Raw genomic sequence first — 12,424 nt, forward strand, 5'->3', positions numbered from 1 at the left:
ATATGTCCTTTGTCGTGCTATGCATAAAACACTGCTCGTTTCTTGCGGTCGTGTTTCGAAATATTCAGTAAAATGCCAATCATCAGGCCGGCCGTCATGGTACTGGTACCCCCGTAGCTCACAAAGGGCATAGGCAAGCCGGTTACAGGCAGAAGGCCGCTTGCCACTCCTGCATTTACAAATCCATAAATCGTAATCATGAGGGTGCAGGAAACGGCAATCAGGGTTCCTGATACATCGGGGGCATTCTTGGCAATCTTCGCCATCCCCCTGAAGAAAATGAGTGTAAACATGAAGATCAGGGTGATGGAACCGATCAGCCCATACTCCTCGGCGATAATAGCAAAGATGAAATCGTTATAAGGAGCCGGCAGGAAATCACGCTGAGTGCTTTTCCCGATTCCCACACCGAAAATTTCACCTTGGGCTATAGCTATATGCGCTTGTTGCGCCTGGTAGCCTTCCTCACCATTAAACTCTTCACTGTTGATATCTACAATTTGGTCTACGTACTGCTGAATACGGCTCTGGCGCTCAGGTGACTGAAGTATCAGAGCTGAAGCACCTATCAATCCGATTACCACCAGCGTGCTCAGCTGCATGATGCTGATTCTGCCTATAAACATGACCAGAAGGCTCATGCTCATCAGGATGGCCGCACTGCTGAAATCTTCCAGTCCGATCAGTCCGCAGGTGATGACCACCCAGAACATGATGGGAAGAAATGCTTTTTTGAAATCCTTTATATACTCCTGTTTTTCATCCAGTAGTACAGCTACATGTACCAGAAGGGCTACCGCTGCTACGGAAGAGGGCTGGAAGGTGAATCCACCTATATTTAAGTATCGTTTGGCCCCGAACACTTCATTGCCAAAAATCATCACTCCAATCAGCAGCAGCCAGCTTACCACCATGCCAAAGCGGCTGAACTTCACCAACATGTGATAGTCAATTTTAGAAAAGATCAGCAGTACCAGGAATGCGATTCCCAGTTTCAAGGTGTGTCCCAGTACCATGCTGCCAGCTGTAGTCTGTTTCGACTCCGCGAAATAGGCGATGGATGAGTAGACGGCCAGTATGCCGAATACCATCAGGATGATCACTGATACCAGCAGAATACGGTCGCTTCCCTGCTTGGGCGTATCAATGTCATCCGGGCTGGTGCCCATGATGGATGAAATATTTTTATTTGGAGTAGTGAAGATCACGTTGTGATAATGTTCAATTTGCAGTTTTCAATGTTCAAGCAAATTCGAAATCCGAATGTCCGAAATACGAAACCGGCTATGTTTCGATCATTTGAATTTCGGATTTCGAATTTGTTTGTCATTTGATGTTCGTTATTAGGTATTTAGTCTTTAGAGTCCGTTGACTATTCTTTTAAATTCATTTCCGCGTTCCTCATAATTCTCGAACATATCGAATGAGGCACAAGCCGGACTTAACAGCACGATCTCACCGCGCTTGGTATATTTTTTCCCAAATCGAACCGCTTCTTTCATGGATTCGGCTGTTTCAAAATGGGGTACTACATTTTTTAGCTGTTCTTCAATCATCGGACGTGCTTCGCCGATAGCGATAATGGTATGCACCTTCTCACGAATCTGATCAACCAGTTCGCTGTAGTCATTGCCTTTATCCCTGCCGCCCAGTATCAGGGCCATCGGGGTATTGAAGCTGTCAAGGGCGTACCAGACGGCATTGATATTGGTAGCCTTGCTGTCGTTGATATACTTGACACCATCAACCGTGCGAACATGTTCCAAGCGATGTTCTACACCTTCAAAAGTGCGTAAACTCTCGCGGATCACATCATTTTTGATCTCTGCAGCACGGGCAGCAAGGGCGGTAGCCAGTCCGTTATTCAGATTGTGATTTCCGCTCAAACCTATTTCATTTATTGGCATAAGCACTTCTTCTTTGTTGTTGATTCGTATGATGATGTTGCTGTTGCGAACGAAAGCGCCCATCTGTAATTCGCTGCCGGTTGAAAATCCCAGCAGTCGCGGGCATCGACTTTTTTTTTAAGAGTTTCTACATGACTGTTGATCATCGGATCGTCATAGTTGTAGATGAACCAGTCATTCTCATCCTGATTTTCCGTGATTCGAAATTTGGCAGCTGCGTATTTCTCCAAGCTGTTTTCGTAACGGTCCAGGTGATCAGGCTTAATATTGAGCAACAGGCTTATATGTGGGTGGAAATAATCAATATGATCGAGCTGGAAGCTGCTTACTTCTAAAATAGCTTCCTTCTCTTTTGTGGACTCTTCCACTTGGTCTGAGAACGCATATCCGATGTTTCCTGCCAGAATATGCGGTCTGCCGGCTGTTTTCCATGTATGAGCCATCCAGCTTGCCACTGTAGTTTTACCGTTGCTGCCGGTTACGGCCACCATAGGGCTCCGGTTAAACCAGCTTGCTACTTCCATTTCGGAGAAGACGCCTTTTCCGTCTTCTAGATACTCTTGCACAAGGGGTGCCCGTGTTGGTACTCCGGGGCTGATCACCAGAAATTCTCCTTCTCTTGCCTTGGCCGAATGACCTGACTCTTCAAATTCAATACCTTCTGAGGTCAGACGATTCTTGAAGTTTTGCGATAATTCCTTGTTATCGGTAACAAATACCCGGGCCCCTTTACGATGCAGCAAAGACGCAACCGCAACACCGCTGCGAGCAGCTCCAACTACGACGATATGTCTGTTTTCAACTTCTCTCATCGCAACTTCAGGGTTAATAGACTGATAATTCCGAGCAATACCGCAATAATCCAGAAACGCACAACAATCTTTGACTCCGACCATCCTTTTTTCTCAAAATGGTGATGGATGGGAGTCATCAGAAAGACACGCCTTCCTTCTCCATATTTCTTTCTTGTATACTTAAACCAGCTGGTCTGGATGATGACCGAAAGTGTTTCCAAAAAGAATATTCCACAGATAATTGGCAGCAAGAGTTCTTTGTGAATCATCAGGGCAAGAGCACCGAAACCGCCTCCGATAGCAAGCGAGCCGGTATCTCCCATAAACACTTCTGCGGGATGGGTGTTATACCAAAGAAAACCCATGCAGGCTCCAACCATGGAAGCGCAAAAGATGGTCAGTTCCCCGGCTCCCGGCAGGTAGAGTATGTCGAGAAAACTTGAGAAGTCGGTTCTGCCCGATACATAAGCAAAGATGCCCAGGATCAGCCCGGCTATGGCAGAAGTGCCAGCAGCCAGGCCGTCCAAGCCGTCTGTAAGGTTCGTCGCATTGCTGGTAGCCGTGATGATGAATACCACTACCGGGATATAGATGATCCATCCCAGGGATTCACCGAATACGGCGTAATCAATATTTACATTCTTCAAAAAGGGTACGGTGGAAAGAGTGTTGAAATCCTGAAATTCCGGCCAGAAATACAGTACACTACCCAATGCGATGCCGACTGTTATTTGTCCGGCCAGCTTGAAGCGTCCGCTGAGTCCCGACTTATCTTTCTTCACTACTTTAATGTAATCGTCGATAAATCCGACGATACCCAGAATCAGCGTCACCAGTACAATCATCCAGGTGTAGATGCTATCCATAGGCATCCAGAGCAGAGTGGGGATAAGTACAGCCAGCAATATGATCATGCCACCCATGGTCGGGGTATGGGCTTTGCCTAGATGGCTGTCGAGACCGATATCATCACGAATCACCTCACGAAGCTGCATCTTCTCGAGCCATCGTATAATACGACCCCCGATCAGCAGGCTGATAAACAGGGCCATGGCTGCGGCAACCGCACTTCGCGTAGTGATGAAGGCGAAAGCGCTGAAGCCCGGTGGGGCATAGGTTTTTTCAAGCCAGTCTATGAGTTCAAAAAGCATCAGGCCACCTCTCCGGTTTTTGAGTTGTGGTTACGCTTTTTGAGTGCCTCCAAGGCTACTTTACGGTCGTCAAAGTCGTGTCGCTTACCCTTGATTTCCTGATAGGTTTCATGTCCTTTGCCTGCTATGAGAATCATAGTGTGTTCATCGGCCTGTGCAATAGCATGCTCAATAGCCTCTTTTCGGACACTAATACGGCTCACTTCCGTATCTGCATTAAAACCGAGCACAATCTGGTCGATGATTTCCTCAGGATCTTCACTCCTGGGATTGTCGGAGGTGACGGTAATGATGTCGGCAAACTTCTCGGCAACTTCAGCCATCTTCGGGCGCTTGGTCTTGTCGCGATCTCCGCCACAGCCAAAAATGACGTGGAGCTTCTGTTTTTCCGTCTTCAGATCGGATAGCGTACTTAATACGTTTTCCAGGGCGTCCGGGGTATGGGCGTAATCAACCAGCACGGTCGGCTGTTTCTCAGGGTGCTCACTTTCCACGCGTTCCAGACGTCCGGCTGCACCTTTTGCATTAGCGAGTGCCCGGGCAATAGTGGTAAACTCATATCCCAGGGCTTTGCAGATAAAAATGGCTTCCGCCACGTTATAGGCATTAAAGGTGCCCACAAGAGGGGACTCAAATTCCACGCCTTCAATTTCAAGCTTCAATCCCTCAGAGGAATTGGAAATAACTTTACAATCGTACGTAATAGGTTTCTTAAAACTGAAATCAATTATTTGTGCAGGACAGTCGAGCGCCATGAACTTGCCTTGTTCATCATCCTGGTTGATCACAGCCCATGCATCTTCATTCAACCCGTCAAATAGTTTCTTCTTGGTTTTGGCGTATTCCTGCCAGCTTTCGTGATAATCGAGGTGATCGTGGCTTAAATTGGTAAAAGCGCCCACCGAAAAATCAAAACCGGCGGTTCTTTTCTGATCGATAGCGTGCGAGGAAACCTCCATGACCAGGTGAGTGGAATTGGCATCCACCATACTTCGCATATCACGAGCCAACTCTATGGGGTCGGCCGTTGTCAAAAGACTGTCGAGTACCTTGTCGTCAATGCGCTTTGCAACAGTTCCTAGTAAGGAGGGTCGCGCTCCGCCCATCTCCATAAGCAGCTGCCAGGTCAGGGTCGCAACGGTTGTTTTGCCGTTGGTACCTGTGATACCGATAATTTTCAGTTCACGGGCAGGATAACCTTCAAAAGCCTGAGCCAGCGGACCTACCAGAGAACGGGTATCCGCAACCTCAATGATGCAAACATCCTCATCAGAATAGTAGGAATCCTCACAGATGACAACAGAGGCGCCTTTGGAGATGGCATTTTCGATAAACATATGACCGTCGACCTCAAATCCTTTCACGGCAATGAAGACGGAATCTTCCCCGACCTCACGCGAATCCTGCGTAAGCGGGCCCAGCTTTTCCGGTTCCGGACCGGAAACATCCAAGGGCTTGCAAAGTTTTATGAGTTCGTTAAAGGTCAATGTTTAATCTATTTCTATTTTACTTTGTAGTTATCCAGTGAACCGGGCCAAATGGCAGCCGGCACTTGTTGATTCAGTAATTCAATGCTTTAATAAACGAGCTATTTGTACCAGGCTATTCGCCTGCAATGGTTTCCAAGGATTTTGCCTTACCGCGAACCGTCACGGTCCTTCCCTTCTTCATCATATCTCCGGGCCGCGGAAACTGAGTGTAGACGGTACCGGAACCGATCATTTTTGCCACAAATCCCTGGCTGTTGATGAGGAGAGATGCTTTACGCATGCTCATACCTCCCACATTCGGGATTACAGCGTAACTTTCCGGCACTTCCTTGGTATCGGTAGCCACTTTTGAGGCTGCCAGAGTAATAGTAATTTCGTCTCCGCGCTGCATCTCGGTACCCGGTTGAGGGTCCTGATCAACTACCCAATCACCGCTGCCTTGGGTATTAAATGCAAGAAGCTGATGCTCGAGCACGGATTCTGCCTCTTTCAGGTTCATATTCCTGACCTCCGGGGTTTTGGCCCAGAATTCTTCGGTCAGGTCACTGTTGATAATCTGCTTTTCAATTTCATTATCCAGTCCCGCGATACGCTTGGCCGTCTCCCTGAAAATGGGTCCGGCAATATACCCGCCATACGGCGGATAGGTTTGGGGTTCATCCATCACTACAAGACAGACGTACTTGGGATTCTCGGCGGGAAAGAAACCTACAAACGAAGATCGATACTCCGTCCGGTAGCGTCCTTCAATAAATTTCTGAGCGGTCCCGGTTTTCCCGGCTATAGAAAGACCTTTTACCTGTGCGTATTCGGCGGTTCCTGAATCAGACACCACGTCTTTAAATACGGGGTATAATTTCTCGATGGTTGATTTTTTTGCAATCTGGCGTACCTCAACGGGATCATGCTGCCATACCGCATTGTCCTGTGCATCGGTAATTTTTTCTACCAGGTACGGACGCATCATCCGTCCCTCATTGGCGAAAGCCGCATAAGCCTGTGCCAGTTGAATTGGGGTAACTTGTACTTCGTAGCCGATTGCCATCCAGGGCAGGGTAACCTGGCTCCATTCATACGGTTTTTGCAGGCGACCGGTTTCCTCATTGGGCATGTCTATACCGGTTGGAGTGCCGAAACCCAGATTTCTGGCATATTGGTAAAAGGAGTCTTTGCTTAGCCGCATGGCAACTTCAGCCGTAGCGACGTTGGAGGATTTGCTGATTACCTCGGGAAAGGTCAGGGTACCCAGGGGATCATGGTCGCGCATCCACTGCCCGTGAATCTGCATGGTCCCGTCTTCGGGAGTTTCGAATGTTTCATCAAAACTGACCTTGTTTTGTTCAACGGCTGCTATTGCAGCAACAAGTTTAAAAGTGGAGCCGGGTTCGATCATATCCGAAATCGCAAAATTCCTGCGGTTCTCTTGTTTTGAGGAGGCAGGCGAATTGGGATTGAATGTGGGATAATTCGCCATTGCTTTGATGGCTCCCGTTCGGGGATCCATGACAATAGCGGAACCGTAGGTGGATTTGGTACGCTCGATCCCGGCTTTAAGTTCTTCTTCCAGGATAGCCTGGATGTGTGAATCAATCGTAGTGTAAAGGGAATTTCCCTGTTTAGGCTGTTTACGCGGTGCTCCTACATAGGCAAAGATGCTCCCGTTACGCTCACGTCGCACCTGTTGTACACCGTCTTTGCCTTTAAGTTCATCGTTATACTCTTTTTCCAGACCGATCATACCTTCCAGCTCGTGATTGACAAAACCAAGGGTGTGGGATGCAAGGGATCCGAAACTGTACCTCCGCTGATACTCCTCCTCCAGGATTACCGCACGGTTATTTAGGGCCCGGATAGCTTCGTAGGCTTCCGTATCCACATTATCGGCCAGCACCACATATCGCGATCGATTAGGTGCGCGGTCTACTTTTCTCAGGAAGTAAGAGGCGGGCCGCAACGTATGTTTGGAAAGTGTGGAGGCTAATTCTCGCACCTGGTCACGGGTGAGGCCGCTCAGCCGGGGATCAATTGCCACTTTGTAGGCAACAGAATTGGTGACCAGTAGGCTGCCGTCTTCGTCATAGATATTTCCTCGCTGTGCCGGTATGGAAATGTTGTCAATAGCCTGCTCGCTCCACAGTTTTCGAAGATCTTCACCCTCAAGAAAATTTATACGTAGAAGCTGAAGTACAATAGCACAGGGAATCAGTAATACCAGTCCGAAGACTATGAACATGCGGCTCAATATGGCGGAGCGTTCGTCCATCATTCTTCCACCTCGATGATTTTTTCGGCCGGGCCTCCATTAATAAAGCCTCGTAATTTGGCTTTATCGTAAATTTCAGCCGGTCCGATCATACGGTCATAGGTGAGCCGGTAATCATCGTGCATTCTCTTGGCCTGATTATACTCTCGCTCAAGTTGTTGTACATCCTGCAGCAGGGCCTGGGTGGCAAAAACATGGTTCAGATAGAGTACGCCAAGTCCGCCGATAATGAAGGCACCTAAAACAACCTTCCAGGGCTTTACTTTAGGCAGGGAGATTCTGCTTTTCTTTTTCTCTTTAATACGACGCCCATGGCTTGCAGTGCCATTGCCGTTAACCTTGACATACTTATTAGACTTTGAAGTACCGTTCGTACGTTTTGGTTTGCTCTTGCGTACGTTAGGTTTGGTTTTTCTCTCTTTCAGCGGAGATTTAACAATCATGTTTGCACCTCCGGCTGATCGATTTTTTCGGCTACCCGCATCTTCGCGCTTCTTGCAGCGGGATTTCTTTCAACCTCTTCGTCAGTCGGTCTGATAATGCCATTACTCAGTGATTTGATAGGGGTCAGTTCGTGACCGTAAAAATCTTTTTCAATTTTTCCCTGGTGATTACCCGCTTTAAAAAACCGTTTCACAATACGGTCTTCCAGGGAGTGGTAGGAGATGGCGACGATACGTCCGCCGATCTTCAACACTTCCAGTGACTGCTCCAGTACTTCCCGAAGCATGTCCAGTTCTCTGTTAACTTCGATCCGGATTCCCTGAAACACGCGAGCTACGCTTTTTATCTGGTGGGGACCGTGTACAACCGATTCAATAATATCGCGCAGTTCACCGGTGGTCTCTACAGGTCGTTCCTCAATAATTTTACTTGCGATCTGCCGGCTTAGTCGTTCTTCGCCATAATGAAAGATGATGTCGCGAAGATCTTCGTAGGAATATTCGTTAACGACCTGGTGTGCGCTCACGCCTCTGAGATTACTCATGCGCATGTCCAGCGGACCGTCTTCCTGAAAACTGAAACCTCGTTCTCCCTGGGAAATTTGGTGGGTGGAGACGCCGAGGTCAAGAAGGATTCCGGATACCTCCCCGTGTATCTCTGGGGGTAATAGCCTGGAGAGGTACCCGAAATTGCCTTTTATGGAACTAAAACGTGAGTCATTTCCTATACGTGTGCGTGCGGCTTCCAGCGCTTCATCATCCTGATCAATACCTATCAGCTGACCATTATTGTTTAAATGAGACAGAATTTCCAAGGCATGGCCTCCACCGCCAAGCGTGCAATCCACATAGATACCGCCCGGATCCGTGACAAGCTGCTCTACGGACTCATTCAGCAGTACCGGTACGTGTTTGTATTCTGTTTCATGTTTGGTCATTGGTATCATGGTCACCCATCACGCGCTCAAAAAGTTCTTGATACGATTCAAAGCTAAGTCCGGAATCGACTTCATCGAGCTTATCCGGCGACCACACTTCAATGCGTTCGCCGCTGCCGATAAAAATGGCTTTGCCATCTATGTCGGCCCATTCCATTAGTTGCGAAGGGAGAGCAATACGGTTCTGGTTATCCAGGGAGAGGTCTTCTGCAAAACGCAGAAAATTTCGCTTAACGGTGCGGCCCTCTTTGGTAAAACTATTGATTTGGGAAAGCTGATCCTCTACCTTTTGCCATTCGTCCTGGGGATATACATACAGGCAGGGCTCAAGTCCTCTTAAGATGGTAAAGTTTTCGTTGGCCTGGGGAGAAAGTGCTTTACGCAGTTTAGCCGGGAAGCTAACGCGTCCTTTGTTGTCTACGCTGTGTTCGTATTGGCCTTTGAAACTAGGCATAAAGAATTCCCCAGAATTCGAAAATAGTTATCGATAACTTGAGCGGATCAAGAATTCCCACATTCTCCCACTTCTCCCCACAATGTACCCCAAAGGGGTGGAATATGTCAAGGCTTTCTTTGAAAAAGATGCTTTAAAAGGTAGAAAAGGAGAAAGGAGTAGGGGGATCACAGGGTTTGGAATAGCTTTTAAATAAGATAGAGTACGTTTTTTGGGTCTTTAAACGGTATCATTAGAATGTTTTTACCGGATGTGGGAAGATCGTGGTAGAGTGTGGGGGAGTTTCTTGGACGGGAAGTAATTGTAGATAACAGACTTCCAGGGTAGCCAACCTTGGAGGTCTGCCCCGTAGATTGATTTCACAGTCACCATCCTGGTAGCGTCAAGGAACCCTCCAAGGGTTATTCAACCCTTGGAGGGTTCTATGTTAAAACAAGGCGCTTGGAAAAGATCTAATACAAGCCACCTTTCATTAATGGGTGACAAGTTCTGTCACTGTTTGTATTATCTTGGATTCAAACCCCAGGTTCGATTATTCCCCGGATGGAGTACAAACCCTTATTTGAAAGTGAGAACCCACTCACAGAACGGCTGGGTGAGGCCTTCTTTGATGAGCTGCCCAAGGTACCCGGCATCTATAAGATGTACGGTTCGGCCGGAAGACTGCTCTATGTAGGTAAGGCCAAGAACCTACGCAGCCGACTGCTGACCTATCGGCGTGCCCGGCCGGGCAGAGAGTCCCGGAAGGTCATCCGTCTTGTGCGTATGATTCACGCCTTAGAGCTGGAGGAACACCCATCGGAAGAGGAGGCCTTGCTTCGGGAGAATGAACTCATCCGAGATCATAAGCCCGAGTTCAACCACGCCAAAAAGCAGCACGAAGCTTATTACTATCTGGTCTTCAGAGAAAAAACTTCTAAGATTATCACCGATTTGCGTATGCATGTGCGGGAGGATGAGAAAGAGTATACCTTCGGTGCGTTTAAAGGACACGTGACCGTACGACGAGGCCTCGGTGGATTATTGCGCCAGCTATATATAATAGAGCACAACATTACAAAACCCTTTGAACTTCCTTCCCAGCTACTAAAAAAACTCACCCCGCTCCATTACGAACTTTCCATCGATAAGCTCACCGGCTCGGATTGGATGGATAGCGTCAGGCTTTTTCTGGGGGGCGATGACTCCGCACTATTGTTTAAAATCATGGAACACGCCCGGGAGCAGAAACTGCTGGAGTCTTTTATCGGCAAAGTCATTTTAAAAGATATGGAAGCGCTAAAATTTTTCTTTGACTGCTGTTGCCGCAGGAATTTTGAGATCAACGAAATACTAAATCTCGATTCGGCTTTGATACCCCAGGAGAAGCTGGATGACTACCTGGTGCAATGGGCCTTTGCCAGGGATGATTAGTTTGAACTATTGCAGGTGATTATAACTGTGTAAACCCGTTACCAATACATGGCTTAATGTATGTATGCGCTATTTCAGATTAAATAAAAAAGGCCGATGTGTTACCACCGGCCTTTACGCCAACGTATCGCTCCCCCGAAACCTATATTATCTTTGATGATGTTAGCAAAGCGCAAATGAGGTCAATAGCCTGTAGATGATTAAAGTGGTATCGAACCTCTTGAAGTCGCTTGTTTTAAGCTTGTACCAATATCATATAACCTGAATAAAGATGCTGTTCTTTAAGAGCTATCTAACCTTGATTAGGAAGATCTAAAGATGGTTTTTTTGCTATTCTTAATTGCAAAAATGAAAAGTGAAAAGCTTTTACAAGACGGAAGAATTTCTTCCGGGGAAAATTCGTTACTTTCACTGATCAGTTTACCAAAATGCAGTGTTCTATGAATGACCGGCAGTACTTATCATCCAAATTATTTATTGTTTTTTTAGCCTTCTTCACAATAATGGTATGTTCCCCATTGCAGGGGTTGCAGGCCCAGAGTGCAGGTATTGAGGAAGCCGACTCTTCTCTGATTCCTGAGGTTGATTCGGCAGGTATTGAAAACGCCGTGGCTGAAGCCCGGGATATTACCTCGCTTCGCAGTCTGCTTATTCAGCAGGATGGCAAACTGATCACTGAGAGATATTTTCGTAGTGGTACCTCCAATAGGGCGATGAATACCAAGTCAGCCTCCAAGAGTATTATATCGTTGCTGACCGGTATAGCGGTTGACAAAGGATATATTGGAAGCGTGGAAGATCGTGTCAGCAAATACTTGCCGGAATATTTTGAGAGCATCAGTGATTCAGCAAAACACAGGATCACAATCAAAAACCTGCTCACCATGCAGACCGGATTAGAAACCACCAGCTTTTACAACTACGGCGCCTGGGTCAACAGTGATGACTGGGTATCTTTTGCCCTGAACCAGCCAATGGACGACCGTCCCGGTGGTGATATGAGGTACAGTACCGGCACTTCCCACTTGTTATCGGTAATCATCACCAAAGCAAGCGGCATGTCAACCAGGGCATTTGCCGAAAAATATCTATTCGGTCCACTTAATATACAGGCGGGTGGCTGGGATAGGGATCCGCAGGGATATTACATGGGAGGCAACAATCTGGCTTTGACCCCGGAGGCTATGTTGAAGCTGGGTCAGATGGTGCTGAATGGCGGGACCTGGAATGGCGATCGTATTATCTCAAAAGAGTGGTTGGCTGACTCGTTCAAAACCTACACACGCAGCAATTATAATCCGTATGACTATGGCTACATGTGGTGGAACCGCAAGGTTGCAGGATACGACACCTATTTTGCCTGGGGATATGGCGGACAGTATATTTTTATCATACCGGAACTGCAGGGAGTTGTGGTGATGATGTCATCGCTGGCAAATGCCACCCAGGATCGAAGCTATAAAGAACCGGTCTTTGACTTGCTTGCAGATGAAATCATTGGGGGAGTGCTGGAAAAGTACCCTGGAACGCGATAATGGTAAAGCTTTTATAGAACACGGAAGCCACAGATG

At 47.4% G+C, this 12,424-nt stretch carries 11 protein-coding genes; 2 read left to right on the forward strand and 9 right to left on the reverse strand.

Annotated elements, in window-relative coordinates; all coding sequences use genetic code 11:
* Window positions 1–17: 17 nt before the first annotated feature.
* From G3570_RS02190 to mraZ, 9 genes are all read right to left on the reverse strand, one after another.
* The gene (locus G3570_RS02190) at window positions 18–1,169 is read right to left on the reverse strand and encodes an FtsW/RodA/SpoVE family cell cycle protein (RefSeq protein ID WP_249066588.1); all 1,152 of its coding nucleotides are present in this window, start codon (window positions 1,167–1,169) and stop codon (window positions 18–20) included.
* A 189-nt stretch (window positions 1,170–1,358) separates the two neighbouring features.
* Window positions 1,359–1,970, reverse strand: a complete 612-nt coding sequence (murD, locus tag G3570_RS16325; RefSeq protein ID WP_249066590.1) for a UDP-N-acetylmuramoyl-L-alanine--D-glutamate ligase — start codon at window positions 1,968–1,970, stop codon at window positions 1,359–1,361.
* Window positions 1,898–2,719 (reverse strand): Mur ligase family protein, encoded by an 822-nt coding sequence (locus tag G3570_RS16330; protein ID WP_249066592.1) that lies wholly within the window; start codon window positions 2,717–2,719, stop codon window positions 1,898–1,900. Before G3570_RS16330 ends, murD begins: the two co-directional genes overlap by 73 nt.
* Window positions 2,716–3,852, reverse strand: a complete 1,137-nt coding sequence (gene mraY / locus G3570_RS02200; protein WP_165138719.1) for a phospho-N-acetylmuramoyl-pentapeptide-transferase — start codon at window positions 3,850–3,852, stop codon at window positions 2,716–2,718. The genes G3570_RS16330 and mraY overlap by 4 nt, the downstream gene beginning before the upstream one ends.
* Window positions 3,852–5,339: a UDP-N-acetylmuramoyl-L-alanyl-D-glutamate--2,6-diaminopimelate ligase gene (locus G3570_RS02205; RefSeq protein ID WP_165138721.1), complete on the reverse strand. Its 1,488-nt coding sequence runs from the start codon at window positions 5,337–5,339 to the stop codon at window positions 3,852–3,854. Before G3570_RS02205 ends, mraY begins: the two co-directional genes overlap by 1 nt.
* Window positions 5,340–5,454: 115 nt before the next feature.
* Entirely contained in the window at window positions 5,455–7,608 is a 2,154-nt protein-coding gene (locus G3570_RS02210; protein WP_249066593.1) for a peptidoglycan D,D-transpeptidase FtsI family protein, read from the reverse strand.
* Window positions 7,605–8,048: a hypothetical protein gene (locus G3570_RS02215; RefSeq protein ID WP_165138723.1), complete on the reverse strand. Its 444-nt coding sequence runs from the start codon at window positions 8,046–8,048 to the stop codon at window positions 7,605–7,607. The genes G3570_RS02210 and G3570_RS02215 overlap by 4 nt, the downstream gene beginning before the upstream one ends.
* Window positions 8,045–8,986, reverse strand: a complete 942-nt coding sequence (gene rsmH, locus G3570_RS02220) for a 16S rRNA (cytosine(1402)-N(4))-methyltransferase RsmH (RefSeq protein ID WP_165138725.1) — start codon at window positions 8,984–8,986, stop codon at window positions 8,045–8,047. The genes G3570_RS02215 and rsmH overlap by 4 nt, the downstream gene beginning before the upstream one ends.
* Window positions 8,973–9,440 carry a division/cell wall cluster transcriptional repressor MraZ gene (gene mraZ / locus G3570_RS02225; protein ID WP_165138727.1) on the reverse strand — a complete coding sequence of 156 codons (468 nt, stop codon included), beginning with the start codon at window positions 9,438–9,440 and terminating at the stop codon, window positions 8,973–8,975. Before mraZ ends, rsmH begins: the two co-directional genes overlap by 14 nt.
* A 543-nt stretch (window positions 9,441–9,983) precedes the next feature.
* On the opposite strand from mraZ, the gene G3570_RS02230 reads away from it, so the two are divergent.
* Both G3570_RS02230 and G3570_RS02235 read left to right on the forward strand, forming a co-directional pair.
* A complete protein-coding gene (locus G3570_RS02230) occupies window positions 9,984–10,853 on the forward strand; it encodes a GIY-YIG nuclease family protein (protein WP_165138729.1) in 870 nt (289 codons plus the stop codon).
* Between the two features lie 503 nt (window positions 10,854–11,356).
* Window positions 11,357–12,388 (forward strand): serine hydrolase domain-containing protein, encoded by a 1,032-nt coding sequence (locus G3570_RS02235; RefSeq protein WP_165138731.1) that lies wholly within the window; start codon window positions 11,357–11,359, stop codon window positions 12,386–12,388.
* Window positions 12,389–12,424: the final 36 nt, after the last annotated feature.

This window comes from Halalkalibaculum roseum, assembly GCF_011059145.1.
In the GTDB taxonomy this organism is placed as follows: domain Bacteria; phylum Bacteroidota; class Rhodothermia; order Balneolales; family Balneolaceae; genus Halalkalibaculum; species Halalkalibaculum roseum.

What these genes read in the sequence shown, in the direction of transcription:
- G3570_RS02190 (WP_249066588.1), bottom strand. Translation starts at nt 1,169, where the DNA reads ATGGGCACCAGCCCGGATGACATTGATACGCCCAAGCAGGGAAGCGAC.
- murD (WP_249066590.1), bottom strand. Translation starts at nt 1,970, where the DNA reads ATGGGCGCTTTCGTTCGCAACAGCAACATCATCATACGAATCAACAAC.
- G3570_RS16330 (WP_249066592.1), bottom strand. Translation starts at nt 2,719, where the DNA reads ATGAGAGAAGTTGAAAACAGACATATCGTCGTAGTTGGAGCTGCTCGC.
- mraY (WP_165138719.1), bottom strand. Translation starts at nt 3,852, where the DNA reads ATGCTTTTTGAACTCATAGACTGGCTTGAAAAAACCTATGCCCCACCG.
- G3570_RS02210 (WP_249066593.1), bottom strand. Translation starts at nt 7,608, where the DNA reads ATGATGGACGAACGCTCCGCCATATTGAGCCGCATGTTCATAGTCTTC.
- G3570_RS02215 (WP_165138723.1), bottom strand. Translation starts at nt 8,048, where the DNA reads ATGATTGTTAAATCTCCGCTGAAAGAGAGAAAAACCAAACCTAACGTA.
- rsmH (WP_165138725.1), bottom strand. Translation starts at nt 8,986, where the DNA reads ATGACCAAACATGAAACAGAATACAAACACGTACCGGTACTGCTGAAT.
- mraZ (WP_165138727.1), bottom strand. Translation starts at nt 9,440, where the DNA reads ATGCCTAGTTTCAAAGGCCAATACGAACACAGCGTAGACAACAAAGGA.
- G3570_RS02230 (WP_165138729.1), top strand. Translation starts at nt 9,984, where the DNA reads ATGGAGTACAAACCCTTATTTGAAAGTGAGAACCCACTCACAGAACGG.
- G3570_RS02235 (WP_165138731.1), top strand. Translation starts at nt 11,357, where the DNA reads ATGGTATGTTCCCCATTGCAGGGGTTGCAGGCCCAGAGTGCAGGTATT.